This is a genomic window from Buchnera aphidicola (Therioaphis trifolii) (assembly GCF_005080705.1).
Classification (GTDB): Bacteria; Pseudomonadota; Gammaproteobacteria; order Enterobacterales; family Enterobacteriaceae; genus Buchnera_L; species Buchnera_L aphidicola_X.
The window spans coordinates 346,032-363,777 of record NZ_CP032996.1 but is presented as its reverse complement, the minus strand read 5'-3'; the positions used below and the strand labels follow the sequence as shown (position 1 = coordinate 363,777).

26 protein-coding genes, 1 tRNA gene and 2 rRNA genes are annotated in these 17,746 nt (G+C 25.6%); 27 read left to right on the top strand and 2 right to left on the bottom strand.

What is annotated here, in order from left to right; genetic code table 11:
- The 20 genes from rplP (at window position 1) to rplQ (ending at window position 9,488) form a co-directional block, all read left to right on the top strand.
- Entirely contained in the window at window positions 1-414 is a 414-nt protein-coding gene (gene rplP / locus D9V81_RS01790) for a 50S ribosomal protein L16 (protein WP_158349597.1), read from the top strand.
- Complete coding sequence (gene rpmC / locus D9V81_RS01785) at window positions 411-602, top strand: 50S ribosomal protein L29 (protein WP_158349596.1); 192 nt, start codon at window positions 411-413, stop codon at window positions 600-602. The genes rplP and rpmC overlap by 4 nt, the downstream gene beginning before the upstream one ends.
- 3 nt (window positions 603-605) lie before the next feature.
- On the top strand, window positions 606-860 hold the full coding sequence (gene rpsQ / locus D9V81_RS01780) for a 30S ribosomal protein S17 (protein WP_158349594.1): 255 nt from the start codon (window positions 606-608) through the stop codon (window positions 858-860).
- Window positions 861-969: 109 nt separating this feature from the next.
- Window positions 970-1,338, top strand: a complete 369-nt coding sequence (rplN, locus tag D9V81_RS01775; protein WP_158349592.1) for a 50S ribosomal protein L14 — start codon at window positions 970-972, stop codon at window positions 1,336-1,338.
- A 19-nt stretch (window positions 1,339-1,357) separates the two neighbouring features.
- Window positions 1,358-1,681 carry a 50S ribosomal protein L24 gene (rplX, locus tag D9V81_RS01770; protein ID WP_158349591.1) on the top strand — a complete coding sequence of 108 codons (324 nt, stop codon included), beginning with the start codon at window positions 1,358-1,360 and terminating at the stop codon, window positions 1,679-1,681.
- Window positions 1,682-1,690: 9 nt separating this feature from the next.
- The gene (rplE, locus tag D9V81_RS01765) at window positions 1,691-2,230 is read left to right on the top strand and encodes a 50S ribosomal protein L5 (RefSeq protein WP_158349590.1); all 540 of its coding nucleotides are present in this window, start codon (window positions 1,691-1,693) and stop codon (window positions 2,228-2,230) included.
- 20 nt (window positions 2,231-2,250) lie between these two features.
- Complete coding sequence (gene rpsN / locus D9V81_RS01760) at window positions 2,251-2,556, top strand: 30S ribosomal protein S14 (RefSeq protein WP_158349589.1); 306 nt, start codon at window positions 2,251-2,253, stop codon at window positions 2,554-2,556.
- Window positions 2,557-2,598: 42 nt separating this feature from the next.
- A complete protein-coding gene (rpsH, locus tag D9V81_RS01755; RefSeq protein ID WP_158349588.1) occupies window positions 2,599-2,994 on the top strand; it encodes a 30S ribosomal protein S8 in 396 nt (131 codons plus the stop codon).
- Between the two features lie 18 nt (window positions 2,995-3,012).
- Window positions 3,013-3,549, top strand: coding sequence for a 50S ribosomal protein L6 (gene rplF / locus D9V81_RS01750; protein ID WP_158349587.1), 537 nt, complete (start codon window positions 3,013-3,015; stop codon window positions 3,547-3,549).
- Window positions 3,549-3,917 carry a 50S ribosomal protein L18 gene (gene rplR, locus D9V81_RS01745; protein ID WP_158349586.1) on the top strand — a complete coding sequence of 123 codons (369 nt, stop codon included), beginning with the start codon at window positions 3,549-3,551 and terminating at the stop codon, window positions 3,915-3,917. The genes rplF and rplR overlap by 1 nt, the downstream gene beginning before the upstream one ends.
- A gap of 12 nt (window positions 3,918-3,929) precedes the next feature.
- Window positions 3,930-4,433 carry a 30S ribosomal protein S5 gene (rpsE, locus tag D9V81_RS01740; RefSeq protein WP_158349585.1) on the top strand — a complete coding sequence of 168 codons (504 nt, stop codon included), beginning with the start codon at window positions 3,930-3,932 and terminating at the stop codon, window positions 4,431-4,433.
- Between the two features lie 7 nt (window positions 4,434-4,440).
- Window positions 4,441-4,623, top strand: a complete 183-nt coding sequence (rpmD, locus tag D9V81_RS01735) for a 50S ribosomal protein L30 (RefSeq protein WP_158349584.1) — start codon at window positions 4,441-4,443, stop codon at window positions 4,621-4,623.
- 4 nt (window positions 4,624-4,627) lie between these two features.
- The gene (gene rplO / locus D9V81_RS01730) at window positions 4,628-5,077 is read left to right on the top strand and encodes a 50S ribosomal protein L15 (protein ID WP_158349583.1); all 450 of its coding nucleotides are present in this window, start codon (window positions 4,628-4,630) and stop codon (window positions 5,075-5,077) included.
- On the top strand, window positions 5,074-6,411 hold the full coding sequence (gene secY, locus D9V81_RS01725) for a preprotein translocase subunit SecY (RefSeq protein ID WP_158349582.1): 1,338 nt from the start codon (window positions 5,074-5,076) through the stop codon (window positions 6,409-6,411). Before rplO ends, secY begins: the two co-directional genes overlap by 4 nt.
- Window positions 6,412-6,456: 45 nt before the next feature.
- Window positions 6,457-6,573, top strand: a complete 117-nt coding sequence (rpmJ, locus tag D9V81_RS01720) for a 50S ribosomal protein L36 (RefSeq protein WP_158349581.1) — start codon at window positions 6,457-6,459, stop codon at window positions 6,571-6,573.
- Between the two features lie 77 nt (window positions 6,574-6,650).
- The gene (gene rpsM / locus D9V81_RS01715) at window positions 6,651-7,007 is read left to right on the top strand and encodes a 30S ribosomal protein S13 (RefSeq protein ID WP_158349580.1); all 357 of its coding nucleotides are present in this window, start codon (window positions 6,651-6,653) and stop codon (window positions 7,005-7,007) included.
- A gap of 18 nt (window positions 7,008-7,025) precedes the next feature.
- The gene (gene rpsK / locus D9V81_RS01710) at window positions 7,026-7,415 is read left to right on the top strand and encodes a 30S ribosomal protein S11 (protein WP_158349579.1); all 390 of its coding nucleotides are present in this window, start codon (window positions 7,026-7,028) and stop codon (window positions 7,413-7,415) included.
- 24 nt (window positions 7,416-7,439) lie between these two features.
- A complete protein-coding gene (gene rpsD, locus D9V81_RS01705) occupies window positions 7,440-8,060 on the top strand; it encodes a 30S ribosomal protein S4 (RefSeq protein ID WP_158349578.1) in 621 nt (206 codons plus the stop codon).
- A gap of 28 nt (window positions 8,061-8,088) precedes the next feature.
- The gene (locus D9V81_RS01700; protein WP_158349577.1) at window positions 8,089-9,078 is read left to right on the top strand and encodes a DNA-directed RNA polymerase subunit alpha; all 990 of its coding nucleotides are present in this window, start codon (window positions 8,089-8,091) and stop codon (window positions 9,076-9,078) included.
- A gap of 35 nt (window positions 9,079-9,113) precedes the next feature.
- Complete coding sequence (rplQ, locus tag D9V81_RS01695; RefSeq protein ID WP_158349576.1) at window positions 9,114-9,488, top strand: 50S ribosomal protein L17; 375 nt, start codon at window positions 9,114-9,116, stop codon at window positions 9,486-9,488.
- Between the two features lie 54 nt (window positions 9,489-9,542).
- Here rplQ and fmt read toward each other — a convergent pair whose 3' ends face one another.
- Window positions 9,543-10,496 carry a methionyl-tRNA formyltransferase gene (gene fmt, locus D9V81_RS01690; protein ID WP_158349575.1) on the bottom strand — a complete coding sequence of 318 codons (954 nt, stop codon included), beginning with the start codon at window positions 10,494-10,496 and terminating at the stop codon, window positions 9,543-9,545.
- A 46-nt stretch (window positions 10,497-10,542) separates the two neighbouring features.
- Window positions 10,543-10,983 (bottom strand): peptide deformylase, encoded by a 441-nt coding sequence (gene def, locus D9V81_RS01685; protein ID WP_158349574.1) that lies wholly within the window; start codon window positions 10,981-10,983, stop codon window positions 10,543-10,545.
- Between the two features lie 83 nt (window positions 10,984-11,066).
- Here def and D9V81_RS01680 point away from each other — a divergent pair, with 83 nt between their 5' ends.
- The 7 genes from D9V81_RS01680 to cysS all read left to right on the top strand — a co-directional run bounded on the left by D9V81_RS01680 (window position 11,067) and on the right by cysS (window position 17,731).
- Entirely contained in the window at window positions 11,067-11,609 is a 543-nt protein-coding gene (locus tag D9V81_RS01680; RefSeq protein ID WP_187306096.1) for a Sua5/YciO/YrdC/YwlC family protein, read from the top strand.
- On the top strand, window positions 11,587-12,453 hold the full coding sequence (aroE, locus tag D9V81_RS01675; protein ID WP_187306085.1) for a shikimate dehydrogenase: 867 nt from the start codon (window positions 11,587-11,589) through the stop codon (window positions 12,451-12,453). The genes D9V81_RS01680 and aroE overlap by 23 nt, the downstream gene beginning before the upstream one ends.
- Window positions 12,454-12,544: 91 nt before the next feature.
- Window positions 12,545-12,617, top strand: a tRNA-Glu gene (locus tag D9V81_RS01670).
- A 153-nt stretch (window positions 12,618-12,770) separates the two neighbouring features.
- Window positions 12,771-15,676: ribosomal RNA gene (locus tag D9V81_RS01665) — 23S ribosomal RNA — on the top strand.
- A 39-nt stretch (window positions 15,677-15,715) separates the two neighbouring features.
- Window positions 15,716-15,831: ribosomal RNA gene (gene rrf, locus D9V81_RS01660) — 5S ribosomal RNA — on the top strand.
- A 285-nt stretch (window positions 15,832-16,116) separates the two neighbouring features.
- Entirely contained in the window at window positions 16,117-16,326 is a 210-nt protein-coding gene (cspE, locus tag D9V81_RS01655; protein WP_158349571.1) for a transcription antiterminator/RNA stability regulator CspE, read from the top strand.
- 169 nt (window positions 16,327-16,495) lie between these two features.
- Window positions 16,496-17,731, top strand: a complete 1,236-nt coding sequence (cysS, locus tag D9V81_RS01650; RefSeq protein WP_158349570.1) for a cysteine--tRNA ligase — start codon at window positions 16,496-16,498, stop codon at window positions 17,729-17,731.
- Window positions 17,732-17,746: the final 15 nt, after the last annotated feature.

Sequence of the window (17,746 nt, the reverse complement as noted above, 5' to 3'; positions counted from 1 at the left end):
ATGTTACAACCTAAAAAAACAAAATTTCGAAAAATGCATAAGGGTAGAAATCGAGGTTTAGTTTTAAATTCTAAACTTAGTTTTGGAAAATTTGGTTTAAAAGCAATTACAAGAGGCAGATTAACATCTCGACAAATTGAATCTGCAAGACGTGCAATTACAAAATCAATGAAAAGACAAGGAAAGCTTTGGATAAGAATTTTTCCTGATAAACCTATTACTCAAAAACCATTAGAAGTAAGAATGGGAAAAGGTAAAGGAAGTGTTGAATATTGGGTTGCTTTAATACAACCTGGAAAAATATTATATGAAATAGACGGTCTTTCTGAGAAAGAGTCGAAACATGCTTTTAAATTAGGTACTTCAAAGTTATCTGTAAAAACAGTATTTGTAAATAAATTGGTGACTAAATGAAATTAATAAAATTACATAAAAAAACTATTCATGATTTAAATATTGAATTATTAAATTTATTACGTGAAAAATTTAGTTTAAAAATACAATTATCTTCTGGAAAATTAAAGAAGACTCATATGTTAAAAAAAGTGCGTAGAAATATTGCTCAAATTAAAACGATTATTACTATAAAAAGCAGGGTATAATAAATGAATTCTAAAGTTTGTATTTTAAAAGGTATTATAATAAATAATAAAATGCATAAATCTGCTATAGTAGTTATTGAACGATTGATTAAACATCCTATATATAAAAAATTTATTAAAAAACAAACAAAATTACATATACATGATGAAAATAATTTATGTTCTAATGGAGATATAGTAGAAATATCTCAATGTAAACCAATTTCTAGAACTAAATCTTGGAAATTAGTGAAAATTATTAAAAAATCTATTTTTTAATATTTTTTATTTGAAGACATGAATTATTTTACATGTCTTCTTAATTATTTATATAATAATATTAATATAATTAAATTTAATATTTTTATTTTTTTGGAATATTATTTATATGATACAAGAACAAACAATATTATTTATTGCAGATAATTCTGGTGCAAAATCTGCTATGTGTATTAGAGTTTTGGGTGGTTCTAAAAAAAAATATGCTAAAATTGGTGATATAATTAAAGTTTCCATTAAAGAAGCAGTTCCAAGAGGAAAAGTTAAAAAAGGAGAAGTATTTAAAGCAGTTGTAGTACGTACTAAAAAAGGTATTCGTCGTTCTGATGGTTCATTAATTCGATTTGATAGAAATGCTTGTGTTATTTTAAATAATTTAAATCAACCTATTGGAACTCGTATTTTTGGTCCAATTACTCGTGAACTAAGAACAGAAAAATTTATGAAAATAATTTCTTTAGCTCCAGAAGTACTTTAATTATTTAAGGAGATACTAAATGGCTTTAAAGATTAGATGTTCTGATAAAGTAATAGTATTATCTGGTAAAAATAAAGGAAAAATTGGAATAGTAGCATGTATTTCTTCTAATAAACAAAAAGTAATTGTTAAAGGTATTAATATTATTAAAAAACATCAAAAAGGTATACCTTCAAAAAATATTAATTCAGGAATTATAGAAAAAGAAGCTTTTATTCATATTTCAAATATAGCTATTTTAAATCCAGTAACAAAAAAAGCTGATCGTATTGGATTTAAATTTATTTCTGGAAAAAAAATGCGTTTTTTTAAATCAAATAATCAAATTATTAAATATAATTAGGAATTTTAAATAATGGAATTATATGATTATTATAAAAATACAGTAGTTAAAAAATTAATGTTAAAATTTCAATATAAATCTATTATGCAAGTACCATGTATAAAGAAAATTACTTTAAATATGGGAGTAGGGAAAGCAATTAATAATAAAAAAATATTAGAACAAGCTGTTAATGATTTAACATTAATTTCTGGACAAAAACCTTTAGTTACAAAATCAAAAAAATCTATAGCAGGTTTTAAAATAAGACAAGGAAATCTTATTGGTTGTAAAGTTACTTTAAGAGGTTTACGTAAATGGGATTTTTTAAGTCGTTTAATTAATATTGTTATACCTAGAATTCGTGATTTTAGAGGATTTTCTAGAAAATCTTTTGATGGTTTTGGTAATTATAATATGGGTATACGTGAACAAATTATTTTTCCAGAAATTAATTATGATACTATTGACAAAATTCGTGGTTTAGATATTGCAATTACTACTACTGCAAAATCTGATATTGAAGGTTTTGAATTATTATCTTCTTTTCATTTTCCATTTCAGTTATAATTTAAAATAAAAGGTTTAATATGGCTAAAGAATCAATGAAAGCACGTGAATTAAAAAGAATTAAATTAGGAAAAAAATTTTTTATAAAGCGTCAAAAATTAAAAAAAATTATTTTAAATATGTCACTTAAACAAAAAGTTAGATGGAAAGCAGTTTTAAAATTACAAACTTTACCTCGTGATTCTAGTTTATCAAGACAACGTAATAGATGTTTTCAAACTGGTAGACCTCATGGATTTCTTAGAAAATTTGGATTAAGTAGAATGAAAGTTAGAGAAGCAGCTATGCGAGGAGAAATTCCTGGATTACGAAAATCTAGTTGGTAAAAAAATATAAATACTTTTAAACTATAATGAGAGAAATAAAAGATGAGCATGCAAGATCCAATATCAGATATGTTGACTAATATACGTAATAGTCAATTAGCTAATAAAATTTCAGTTTGTATACCTTCTTCAAATTTTAAAATTGCTATTGCTAATGTATTAAAAAAAGAAGGTTATATTGATGATTATAGTATTGAAAAAAAAAATAATAAAACAACATTAACAATTTTTTTAAAATATTTTAATGGAAAACCTGTTATAGATGAGATTAAAAGAATAAGTAAACCTAGCCTTAGAATTTATAAAAAAAAAAATAATTTACCTATTGTAATGGACGGTTTAGGAATTGCTATTTTATCTACTTCAAAAGGTATTATGAGTAACAAAATGGCTTATAAATTTGGATTAGGTGGAGAAATTATTTGTACAGTATCTTAACTTTTGGAGATTTTATATATGTCTCGTATTGCAAAAAAACCTATTTTAGTTCCTGATAATATTAATATTTCTTTAAATAAAGAAAATATTACTATTATCAAAGATAATCAATCTATTTCACAAAATATACATAATTCTGTTCAAATTAATTATAATGATAATAAATTGTTTTTTAAATCAAAATCTAATAATTATAATGGTTGGATGCATGCTGGTACTATGAGATCTTTAGTTAATTCTATGATTTTAGGAGTTACAATAGGTTTTTCAAAAAAATTACAATTAATTGGTGTGGGTTATCGAATTAGTTTAGAAAAAAATAATGTATTAAATATGTCTCTTGGGTATTCGCATATTATTAAATATGTTTTACCCATAAATGTTTTTGCAACAATTATTTCTTCTACAGAAATTATTTTAAAAAGTATTAATAAACAACTTTTAGGTCAAGTTGCAGCAAATTTGAGATCAAAACGTAAACCTGAAGTTTATAAAGGTAAAGGAATACGTTATTTTAATGAGTATATACGTATTAAAGAGGCTAAAAAGAAATAATGAATATATTAAAAAATAAAAAAAATGCTCGTATACGAAGAAGTTTAAAAAATCGTATTCGTTTTAAAAATTTAAATATTATTCGTTTAGTAGTACATCGAACTCCACGTCATATATATGCTCAAATTTTTGATTCAAAAAAATCTATTGTTTTAGTATCTGCTTCAACTGTAGAAAAAAAAATTCGAAAAACACTTAATTCATATACTGGAAATAAAAAGTCTGCAAGTATCATTGGTACAATGATAGCTCATCGTGCTTTAAAAAAAGGTATATGTTCTGTATCTTTTGATCGTTCTGGTTTTAAATATCATGGTCGAATACAAATTTTAGCAGAATCTGCAAGAAAAGCAGGATTAAAATTTTAAGGATATAATAACATGATTTATCATGAACAACAAAATAATATTGATTTAAAAGAAAAATTAATTACAGTAAATCGTGTTTCTAAAACTGTTAAAGGTGGTAGAATTTTTTCATTTACAGCATTAACAGTAGTTGGAAATAATAAAGGTAAAGTTGGTTTTGGTTATGGTAAAGCAAAAGAGGTGCCTGCTGCTATACAAAAAGCAATGGAACAAGCACGTCGTAATATGTTTAATGTTATTATTAAAAATGGAACTTTACAACATGCAGTAAAAGGTTCACATACTAGTTCTACAATTTTTATGAAACCCGCTTCTAAAGGAACAGGGATTATTGCGGGAGGAGCAATGCGAGCGGTTTTAGAAGTTGTTGGTATACATAATGTATTAGCAAAAACATATGGTTCAACAAATCCTATTAATGTAGTTCGGGCAACAATTAATGGTTTAAAAAATATGCAATCACCAGAATCTATTGCTGCTAAAAGAAATAAGACTATTTATGAAATATTAGGATAATTTAAAAATGATAAAAAAAATTTTTATTACGCAAATTAAAAGTAGTATTGGTCGTTTACCTAAACATAAAGCAACAATATTAGGTTTAGGATTACGGAGGATTGGTCATACTGTAATTAGAAAGGATACTCCATCTATTCGAGGAATGATTAATAAAGTATCTTATATGATTAAAATTACAAGAGGATAAAAAATTGTATTTAAATACTTTAAAATTTGTAAAAAATTCAAGAAAAAAAAAAAAAAGAGTTGGTCGTGGAATTGGTAGTGGTTTAGGAAAAACATGTGGTAGAGGACATAAAGGTCAAAAATCAAGAACAGGTGCAAGTATTAGAAGGGGTTTTGAAGGTGGTCAAATGCCTTTATATCGACGTATTCCAAAATTTGGATTTTCTTCTTACAAAAAAAATCTTAAAATGGAAGTGAGATTATCAGATATTAATAAAATACCTAATAAAATAATTAATATAGAGATATTAAAAAAATTTAATATTATTAAAAAAAATATTAAATATGTGAAAATTATTAATACAGGAAAGTTAGATAAAAAAATTGATATTAAAGGTTTAAAAGTAACAAAAAGTGTTTTTTCGATTATTAAAAAATTAGGTGGAAAAATTGAGGAAATAGTTTCAAAAAAATGATTAATATCATGCAATATAAATTAAAAAATTTTAGTAAAACTTTGTTAGAATTAAAACAAAGAATTGTTTTTGTAATTTTTGCAATAATAATTTTTCGAATTGGTTTTTTTATACCTATTCCTAGTATAAATATTTCTATGTTATCAAATTTTTTAAAATTGCAAAAAAATACAATTATTGATTTATTTAATATGTTTTCTGGTGGTGCATTAAGTCATGCTTCTATTTTTTCATTAGGTATTATGCCTTATATTTCTGCTTCTATTATTATGCAATTATTATCATTAAGTATCAAACGATTATCAGATATTAAAAAAGAAGGAGAAATTGGAAAAAAAAAGATTTATCAATATACCAGATTTATTACTTTAATTTTATCAATTATACAATCTACTATAATATCATTTTCTTTACCAAAAATATTAAGTATACAAATATTGATACCTAATCCAAATTTTTATTTTTATTTTAGTACAATATTAAGTTTAAGTACTGGTACAATGTTATTAATGTGGTTAGGTGAATTAATTACTGAATGTGGTATTGGAAATGGTATTTCTATTATTATGTTTATTGGTATTATATCTAAGATACCTTTAAATATAATAAATATATTTCATCAAATGTATTATGGTAATATATCAATATTATTTTTATTTTTTATTTTTATTTTAATTTTTTTAATAGTTTTTTTTATTGTTTTTATTGAACAAAGTTATCGAAAAATTATTTTATATCATTCTAAACAACGTAATTTACATAAAATGTATATAATGCAACATACGCATTTACCATTAAAAATTAATATGTCAGGTATATTACCAGTAATTTTTTCATCAAGTATTATTATTCTTTTATCTACAATATGTTCATGGTTAGAAATGAATTTTCATTTTACTATTTTATCTATTATAAAAAATTATATACAACCTGGTAAAATATGTTATATAATAATTTATTCTATATTAATTACTATTTTTTGTTTTTTTTATTCTAATTTAATATGTAATGCAGTAGATATTTCAAAAAATTTAAAAAAATCTGGTGTATTTATTCCAGGAATTCGACCTGGAATAAAAACAGCAAAATATATTAATGATATTATTAATAAATTAATTTTTATAAATTCTTTATATATTATTTTTATTTTTTTAATATCAGAATTTTTTAGAATTATTATATATGTTCCATTTTATATTGGAGGTACTTCATTATTAATTATTGTTGTTGTAATTATTGATTTTATATCTCAATTTCAAACATTGATGATATCAAATAAATATAATTCTATTTTAAAAAAATCAAATTTAGGAATAAATAATTTTTTTATATAAAATAATAAAATAAAATATTTTTATAAATATAAATATGGTATTATTATGAAAGTACGAACATCAGTAAAAAAAATATGTCGAAATTGTAAAATTATTAAACGAAGAAATGTTATTCGAGTATTATGTACTAGTTATCCAAAACATAAACAGCGTCAAGGATAATTTTTTTTAAAAATTTACTTTATAATATTGTTTATTTATAATAATATTAATTATTAATATAATTATAGAGGAATATAATGGCACGTATTGCAGGAATTAATATTCCAAATGATAAACATACCATTATTGCATTACGTTTAATATATGGTATAGGTAAAACTCGTTCTAAAAATATTTGTACATATTGTAATATATCTAAAATTACAAAAATTAAAGATTTAACTGAAAAGCAATTAAATTTATTACGTCATTCAATATCTAAATTGGTTTTAGAAGGAGATTTAAGAAGAGAAAAAACATTAAATATTAAAAGATTAATAGATCTTGGATGTTATAGAGGTTTTCGTCATCGTAGAGGATTACCTGTACGAGGTCAAAGAACAAAAACAAATGCTCGTACTAGAAAAGGTCCTCGTAAACCAATAAAAAAATAATTTTAGAGAGTTTATAATATGGTAAAATCTGTAACTAGAACAAAAAAAAAAATTAAAAAAAAAATTTTAGATGGAATTGCATATATACATGCATCTTTTAATAATACAATAGTTACAATTACTGATCGTCAAGGTAATGTTTTAGGATGGGCTACTTCAGGAGGTTCTGGATTTAGAGGTTCTCGTAAATCTACTCCATTTGCAGCTCAAGTTGCTGTTGAAAGATGCGTGGAATTAATTAAAGATTATGGAATAAAAAATTTAGAAGTTATGGTAAAAGGACCAGGTCCGGGAAGAGAATCTACTATTCGAGCTTTAAATGCTTCAGGATTTAAAATTACTAATATTACTGATATCACTCCAATTCCTCATAATGGTTGTCGTCCACCAAAAAAACGTCGTGTATAAATTTTAAAATTTTGAGATATTAAAATGGCAAAATATTTAGGACCTAAATTAAAATTAAGTCGTAGAGAAAATACTGATTTATTTTTAAAATCAGGATATCGTTCTCTTGATTCAAAATGTAAAATTAATCAATTACCTGGTCAACAAGGATCAAGAAGATCAAGATTATCTGAATATGGAATACAATTAAGAGAAAAACAAAAAGTACGTCGTTTGTATGGTATTTTAGAGCGTCAATTTCGTAATTATTATAAAAGCGCCGCTCGATTAAAAGGAAATACTGGAGAAAATTTATTAATATTATTAGAAAGTAGATTAGATAATATAGTATATCGATTAGGTTTTGCAACAACACGTGCTGAATCTAGACAATTAGTTAATCATAAAATGATTATGGTAAATAATAAAGTAGTTAATATTGCTTCATATCAATTATTTCCTAACGATTATATTCAAATTAGAGATAAATTTAAAAATCAAAAACGAATAAAATCATCTTTAGAATTATCAGAACAACGAGAAAAACCTATTTGGTTAGATTTAAATAAAGTAAAAATGGAAGGTAGATTTATTAGGATTCCTGATCGTTCTGATTTAGCACCAGATATTAATGAGCACCTAATTATTGAACTTTATTCAAAATAAATTTTAAATAAATGATTGGGAGAGTAATATGCAATATATGTTGAGGGGTTTATTAAAACCAAGTATAGTAGATATTGAACAAATCAATTCGACTTATTTTAGGGTAATTTTAGAACCTTTAGAAAGAGGGTTTGGTCATACTATTGGTAATGCATTACGTAGAGTTTTACTTTCTTCAATACCAGGATATGCTGTTACTGAAGTTCAGATTAAAGGAATTTTACATGAATATAGTGCTAAGACAGGTATTAAAGAAGATATTTTAACTATATTATTAAATTTAAAAGAATTAGCAATTAAATTATATGGTAAAGATCAAGTAATGTTAAAATTACAAAAATCTGGTATTGGTCCTGTAAAAGCGTCTGATATCATTTATGATAATAGTGTTGTTATTATTAATCCAGAACATATTATTTGTAATTTAACTGATCAAGTAGCATCAATTGATATGTTAATGAAAGTTGAAAAAGGTATTGGTTATGTTACAGCTGCTTCTAGAATTGCATCACATGATATTAATAAAAATGTTGGTTGTATATCATTAGATACATGTTATAGTCCAATAGAACGAATTTCATATATGGTAGAACCTGCTAGATTACAGCAAAAAACTGATTTAGATAAGTTAATTATTGAAATAGAAACTAATGGAACAATTGATCCTGAAGAAGCTATTAGAAGAGCAGCAACTATTTTATCAGAACAATTATCAACTTTTGTTGATTTAAATTATTTGACTAAAAAACCAGTAATAGAAGTAAAAAAAACAAAACCAGATTTTGATCCTATTTTATTAAAATCAGTTGATGATTTAGAATTAACAGTACGTTCTGCTAATTGTTTAAAAACAGAAATGATTAATTATATTGGTGATTTAGTACAAAAAACTGAAGTAGAATTATTAAAAATGCCAAATCTTGGAAAGAAATCTTTAATGGAAATTAAAGATATTTTATCATTAAGAGGTTTATCTCTTGGTATGTATATAAAAAATTGGCCACCAAAAAATATATAAGATAAATATTTTAATTATATTTTTTAAGGAAAAACATGAGACATAGAAATAAAGGTAGATATTTAAATCGTACTTCTAGTCATTATAAATCTATGTTTAATAATATGATATGTTCATTATTAAAATATGAAATTATTAAAACAACTTTACCTAAAGCAAAAGAATTACGTACTATTATTGAACCGTTAATTACGATTGCTAAAGTTGATTCTGTTAAAAATAGACGATTTATTTTTTCAAAAATTAGAAATAATATAAGTGTATCAAAATTATTTAATGATATTGGACCTCATTTTTTAAATCGTTCAGGAGGTTATACACAAATTTTTAAATTTGGATTTCGATCTGGAGATAAAGCAAATATTGCATATATAAAATTTGTTGATCGTGATCAAATAAATTATAAATAATATTTTATTTTTATATATAACGGCATATTTTTGCCGTTTTATATTTATTTTTATTTAAATAATTTGATGAATATTAAATATGTGATTTTTATTTTTAATAAATTCACATATTTTAATTATTTTTTTTCCTGGTATTTGTATTTTGATAATATTTAAAATATCTTTTTTAGTTTGAATTTGAATACCAAATTTATTAATTTTAATAATTTCACCAATATGATATTTTTTATTATTTTTTAAAATTTTTGCAGCATGTATTTTAATCCTATAATTTTTAATTATAATATATGTTCCTGGCCATGGATTAAATGCTCTAATCATTCTTTCAATTTTTTTTGCATTAATATTAAAATTAATTTTTCCCATTATTTTACTTATTTTTTTTGCATATGTTATTTTTTTTTCATTTTGTTTCTTTTGTATTATTTTTTTTTCTATAATTTTTTTTAAAATTTTTAATATACTTTTTGAACCAATTTTATATAATTTTTTTGTTAAACTAATTGTTGTTTCTTTTTTAGAAATTTTACAAGATTTTTGGTATAGTATATTTCCAGAATCTAATTTTTCCTCCATTTGAATAATACTAATTCCTGTTTTTTTATCCCCATTCAATATAGCATATTGAATAGGAGCAGCGCCTCTCCATCTAGGTAATAAAGAAGCATGTATATTAATACAACCCATAGAAAATTTATTTAAAATAAATTTTGGCAATAATAATCCATATGCTACTACAATCATAATATCTGCATTTATACTTAATAAATCTAAATGATTTTTTTTATTTTTTATATTTTTAGGTTGAAAAATAGGAATGTTATTTTTTTGTGCAATAATTTTTACTGGTGATGGTATAATAATATTTCCTCTTTTATTAGGTCGATCTGGTTGAGTTAGAACTCCTAATACAGTATGATGTGAAGATATTATTTTTTTTAAATGATAAGCTGCAAAATATGGTGTACCTGCAAAAATAATTTTTAATGATTTTTTATAATTTTCCATATTTTATTTTTTTTAATTAATTATTATTTATATAATATTTTTTATATTAATAATCAATTAATAATTTTCCAATTAAATGATCCATTTCATGTTGTATACAAATTGATAATAATGATTTAGCTATTATTTTAATTTTTTCGCCATAATAATTTAGAGCTAAAATTTCAATTTCTTTTGATCTAGTAATAATTTTTTTTTTTTCAGGAACTGATAAACAACTTTCTTCTATTTTTATTACACCTTGTTCTTTAATTTTTTTAGGATTAATTAATATAAGTGGTTGATATTTTTTTTTCATAATATCAATAACAATAATTTTTAAATGAATATTAACTTGAGTTGCTGCTAATCCAATTCCTTTATTTTCATACATTGTTTCAAACATATTATGTATAATTTTTTTAATGTTTTTATTAACTTTTTTTACTGGCTGTGCTATTTTTCTTAATCTTTTATCTGGATATTTTAATATTTTAAGTATTACCATATATATAAATAATTATAAATAATATTATACTATTATACTAAATTTAAAAAAAAATGAATAAATATTTTTCAAAATATATTGATATCTTAAATAATGGTAATGTGATTGCATATCCCTCTGAAGCAGTATTTGGGCTTGGATGTGATCCTAATAATGATAATGCTATTAAAAATTTATTAAAATTAAAAAATAGAAAAAAAAATAAAGGATTTATTTTAGTTGCTTCATATTATGATCAATTATTACCATATATTAATGAAAATAAATTATCTAATTTTCAAAAAAAAAAATTATTTTTATCTTGGCCAGGTTTTATTACTTTTTTAGTTCCTGTTAAATCAAATATTTCACATTATATTACAGGTTATTCTGATTTAATAGCAGTTAGAGTTACATCACATCCTATTTTAAACAAATTATGTTTTTATTTTGGAAGACCAATTATTTCAACTAGTGCTAATATTTCTGGAATGAAATCAGCAAAAACAAAAAAAGAGGTATTAAATTATTTTGGTGTAGATTTTCCTGTTTTAGATGGAAAAATTGGAAATTTTTTATATCCTTCTAAAATTTTTAATATTGTTAATGGAGAATATATTCGAAATGACTATATTTCAAAAATATAATTATTTATTATTTGGTAATCCTGTAAATCATTCTAAATCACCAATTATTTATAATTATTTTGAAAAATATACAAATTTTAAATGTAATTATCATACTAAATGTGTTGAAAAAAAATTATTTTTAAAAAATGTATTAAATTTTTTTAAAATTCACGGAAAAGGGGCAAATATTACAACACCTTTTAAAGAAGAAGCTTATAAATTATCAAATATTGTAACTAGAAGAGCTCAAATTACTCGTTCAGTTAATGTTTTAAAAAAAATTTCAAATAATAAAATTTTAGGGGATAATACAGATGGTATAGGATTATTATATGATTTAAGAAGATTAAATTTTATTCAATCTAGAAAAAAAATTTTATTAATTGGTGCAGGAGGTGCTGCTAAAGGTATAATACCAAATTTATTATCTTTAAATTGTTCTATAGATATTGTCAATCGAACATTTAGTCGCGCATATAATTTAGCTACTTATTTTAAAAATTTAGGTAATATTAATGCAATTAAAAGTTCTGATTTAAAAGTTTTAAATTATCATTTAGTAATTAATGCAACATCTTTTGGAATATATAAAAAATCTGATTTTTTTATTTCTAATATTATTTTTTATCCTGAACGTACAATGTTTTATGATTTATATTATGAAAATAATTTAACTGAATTTTTAAAATGGTGTACAAATCAAGGAGCAATATATTATTCTGATGGAATTGGAATGTTAGTTAGTCAAGCAGCATATTCATTTTATTTATGGAGTAATCTTTTCCCAAATATTGAGTTAATAATTAAAATTTTAAATAAAAATAAAGAATATTTTATTAATAATTTAAATAATATTAAATAAAAAAAATATATTGACTATCTTTAAATGTTTTGTAATAATATTTTATATTTATATAATGATATTTTAATAATATATTTATATATTATTTTTAGTCCCTTTCGTCTAGAGGTCTAGGACATCGCCCTTTCACGGCGGCAACAGGGGTTCAAATCCCCTAGGGGACAAAATAAAATAAAAAATATCTATGAAAAAATATAGTTTTATGTTATTATATATTTAATGATTTATAAATTTTATATTTTGTAATTTAAAAATATATAAAATATAAAATGCTCTTTAAAAATATAAAATTAATAAAAAACAATTATAGATTGTTAGATCAAGCGAGTAAGCGTATATGATGGATGCCTTGGCAATCAGAAGCGATGAAGGACGTGCTAATCTGCGAAAATTATCGGTAAGCTGATAAGAAGCGTTATAACCGATAGTATCCGAATGGGGAAACCCGACATTTAATGTCATTATTAACTGAATACATAAGTTAATAAAGCAAACCAAGAGAATTGAAACATCTAAGTATCTTGAGGAAAAGAAATCAATTGAGATTCTCTTAGTAGTGGCGAGCGAAAAGGGAAAAGCCTAGAGTCAAAATCTTTTTAATTTTTAGTAGAATATTTTGGAAAAAATAGCGATACATGGTGATAGCCCAGTATATTAAAAAAATTAAATTAGTGGACTCAAAAAGTAAAACGGGACACGAGAAATCTTGTTTGAAGACGGGGGGACCATCCTCCAAGGCTAAATACTCCTGATTGACCGATAGTGAACTAGTACCGTAAGGGAAAGGTGAAAAGAACCCCGGTTAGGGGAGTGAAATAGATCCTGAAATCATATACGTACAAGCAGTAGAAGCCTAATTTATCAGGTGACTGCGTACCTTTTGTATAATGGGTCAGCGACTTGTATTTTGTAGCAAGGTTAACTTATTCAGGGAGCCGAAGGGAAACCGAGTCTTAAATGGGCGATAAGTTGCAAGATACAGACCCGAAACCCGGTGATCTAGCCACGGGCAGGTTGAAGGTTAGGTAAAACTAACTGGAGGACCGAACCGACTGATGTTGAAAAATCAGCGGATGACCTATGGTTAGGGGTGAAAGACCAATCAAACCGGGAGATAGCTGGTTCTCCTCGAAAGCTATTTAGGTAGCGCCTCATGAATTCATCTTTGGGGGTAGAGCACTGTTTCGGTTAGGGGGCCATACCGGTCTACCAATCCGATGCAAACTCCGAATACTAAAGAATGTTATCATGGGAGACACACAGCGGGTGCTAACGTTCGTTGTGGAAAGGGAAACAACCCAGACCACCAGCTAAGGTCCCAAAATTATAGTTAAGTGGGAAACGATGTGGGAAGTCATAGACAACCAGGATGTTGGCTTAGAAGCAGCCATCATTTAAAGAAAGCGTAATAGCTCACTGGTCAAGTCAGCCTGCGCGGAAGATTTAACGGGGCTAAAACTATATACCGAAGCTGTGGCAATAAAAAGATTTTTTTTTATTGGGTAGAGGAGCGTTCTGTAAGCCTGTGAAGAAGTATTGAAAAATGCTTTGGAGGTATCAGAAGTGCGAATGCTGACATGAGTAACGATAAAGCAGGTGAAAAACCTGCTCGCCGAAAAACTAAGGTTTCCTGTCCAACGTTAATCGAGGCAGGGTAAGCCGACTCCTAAGGTGAGGCCGAAAGGCGTAATCGATGGAAAACAGGTTAATATTCCTGTGCTTAATTTTTACTGCGATGGGGAGACGAAGTAGGTTAGATTATCCAGGTGACGGTTATCCTGGTTTAAGCGTGTAGATATAATAACTAGGCAAATCCGGTTATTTTTAAGTTGAGGCGTGATGACGAATTACTACGGTAATGAAGTAATTAATACCACACTTCCAAGAAAATCCTCTAAGCTAAAGGTAAATATTAAATCGTACCCAAAACCGACACAGGTAGTTAGGTAGAGTATACCAAGGCGCTTGAGAGAACCCAGGTGAAGGAACTAGGCAAAATGGTGCCGTAACTTCGGGATAAGGCACACTAATTGTAAGTGATAAGATTTACTCTTTGAGCTGAAATTAGTCGAAGATACCAGCTGGCTGCAACTGTTTATTAAAAACACAGCACTGTGCAAACACGAAAGTGGACGTATACGGTGTGACGCCTGCCCGGTGCCGGAAGGTTAATTGAGGGAGTTAAAGGTAACTTGAAGCTCCTAATCGAAGCCCCGGTAAACGGCGGCCGTAACTATAACGGTCCTAAGGTAGCGAAATTCCTTGTCGGGTAAGTTCCGACCTGCACGAATGGCGTAATGATGGCTAGACTGTCTCCACCTGGGACTCAGTGAAATTGAAATTGCTGTGAAGATGCAGTATACCCGCGGCAAGACGGAAAGACCCCGTGAACCTTTACTATAGCTTGACATTGATTATTAATTTTTAATGTGTAGGATAGGTGGGAGGCTATGAAATTAAATCGCCAGGTTTAATTGAGCCAACCTTGAAATACCACCCTTTAAAATTTAATATTCTAACCTAGTACCGTAATCCGGTATAGAGACAGTGTCTGGTGGGTAGTTTGACTGGGGCGGTCTCCTCCTAAAGAGTAACGGAGGAGCACAAAGATTGGCTAATCACGGTCGGAAATCGTGAGGTTAGTGCAAAGGCATAAGCCAGTTTAACTGCGAGCGTGATAACGCGAGCAGATGCGAAAGCAGGTCTTAGTGATCCGGTGGTTCTGTATGGAAGGGCCATCGCTCAACAAATAAAAGGTACTCCGGGGATAACAGGCTAATACCGCCCAAGAGTTCATATCGACGGCGGTGTTTGGCACCTCGATGTCGGCTCATCACATCCTGGGGCTGAAGCAGGTCCCAAGGGTATGGCTGTTCGCCATTTAAAGTGGTACGCGAGCTGGGTTTAGAACGTCGTGAGACAGTTCGGTCCCTATCTGCCGTGGGCGCAGGAAGATTGAGGGGGGCTACTTCTAGTACGAGAGGACCGAAGTGGACGCATCACTGGTGTTCGGGTTGTCATGCCAATGGCATTGCCCGGTAGCTATATGCGGAAAAGATAAGCGCTGAAAGCATCTAAGCACGAAACTTGCCCCAAGATTAGTCTTCCCTGAGACGAAAGTCTACTGAAGGGACGTTGAAGACTACAACGTTGATAGGCTGGGTGTGTAAGCATAGTGATATGTTAAGCTAACCAGTACTAATGACCCGAGAGGCTTGATCTTTCAAGCTATAGTTGTTTTTTATTAATTTTATATTTATATCCTGGTAAATATAGCGTAATGGTAACACCTGAATCCATATCGAACTCAGAAGTGAAATATTACAACGCCGATGGTAGTACAAGGTTTCCTTGTGCAAGAGTAGGAAATTACCAGGATGAATTTTTTTATATTTTAATAATTAAATATTATTTATTTATGTAAAATAAAATATAAAAATATATTTTAATATTAAAATAATAATATTTATATATATTATTTAATTTTTTATATTTTTGATAATCGATAAAAATTATTTTTTATTTTTTATCATTAGTAGTTAATTGGTAATTTTTGAAAATTTTTTAGTGGGTATATTAAAGACCTTTATATAATTTATATTGTGTTCATTTCCATTTTAAATTTTGTTTATATATTTGTTTTTGGTTAAAAAGGTAATTTAGATGTCTAAGATTAAGGGTAATGTGAAATGGTTTAATGAATCTAAAGGTTTTGGTTTCATTACTCCAGAAGATGGCAGTAAAGATGTGTTTGTACATTTTTCTGCTATTCAAAGTAATGGATTTAAGACTTTGTCAGAAGGACAAAGTGTTGAATTTGAAATTACTGAAGGAGCGAAAGGACCATCAGCGGCTAATGTTGTTAGTTTATAATTGTTATATTTTTTAATTTTAATGTATATTTATTAATATGACATATTCGCCACAGTGAAAATATTTTTATTATTGTTCTGTGGTGAAAATATCATTAATAATATAATTTAATATTTTATATTAATTTTATTTATTTTTAAATTTAAAGTATTTTATTTAAGAGTTAATAATGTTAAAAATTTTTAATACTTTAACAAAAAAAAAAGAAATATTTATTCCAATTTGTGAAAAAATAATTAATATTTATGTTTGTGGAATTACTGTTTATGATCATTGTCATATTGGTCATGCTAGAACATTTACTATTTTTGATATGATTATTAAATATTTAAGATATTGTAAATATAAAGTACAATATATCCGTAATATTACTGATATTGATGATAAAATTATTAAATCAGCTAAATTAAATAATGAAAATATTGATTTATTAACTAATCGAATGATTAAATCTATGAATCAAGATTTTTTGAATTTAGGTTTAATTAATCCAGACTTTCAACCTAAAGTTACTAATCATATTCAAGATATTATTTCTATAATTAATAAATTAATAAATAAAAATTACGCTTATATTTCTAAAAATGGAGATGTAGTTTTTTCAATTTCTCATTGTAAAAATTATGGTGAACTTTCTAAACAAAAAATTAATAAATTAAAATTTAAAAATTTTATTGATTATAATAATAAAATTTGTAAAAATGATTTTGTTTTATGGAAAAAATTAGATCAATTAGATCTTCCAAATTGGAATTCTCCTTGGGGTATTGGAAGACCTGGATGGCATATAGAATGTTCTGCTATCAATCATAATTTTTTTGGAAAAAATGTTGATATTCATGGAGGCGGTGTAGATTTATTATTTCCTCATCATGAAAATGAAAGAGCACAATCTATGTGTTTTTATAATGTTAAAAATTATGGTAAATATTGGATTCATGTTGGTTCATTATTAGTTAATAATAAAAAAATGTCTAAATCTTTAAAAAATACTGTATTTTTAAAAAATTTATTAAAATTATATAATTCAGAAGTAATACGATATTTTTTTTTATTAACGCATTATCGTAAACCGTTATTGTATAATATAAAAAATTTAAATAGCGCTTATCAATCATTAAGAAAATTATATATTATTATTAATAAGATAGATAATAATGTTATATTAAATAAAAAATTTTATATTAAATATCAGTATTTTTGTACAAATTTTTTTAATGCTCTTCATGATGATTTTAATACCCCCCAGGCAATATCAATTTTATTTTCTTTATTAAAAAAAATTAAAAATTTATTTAATAAAGATAAAAAAAAAATAGCCATACAATTAATATATCAATTAAAATATTTAGCAAATATAATTGGTTTATTAAATCAAGATCCTAATTTTTTTTTAAAAAAATAGTATTTTTTAATATAT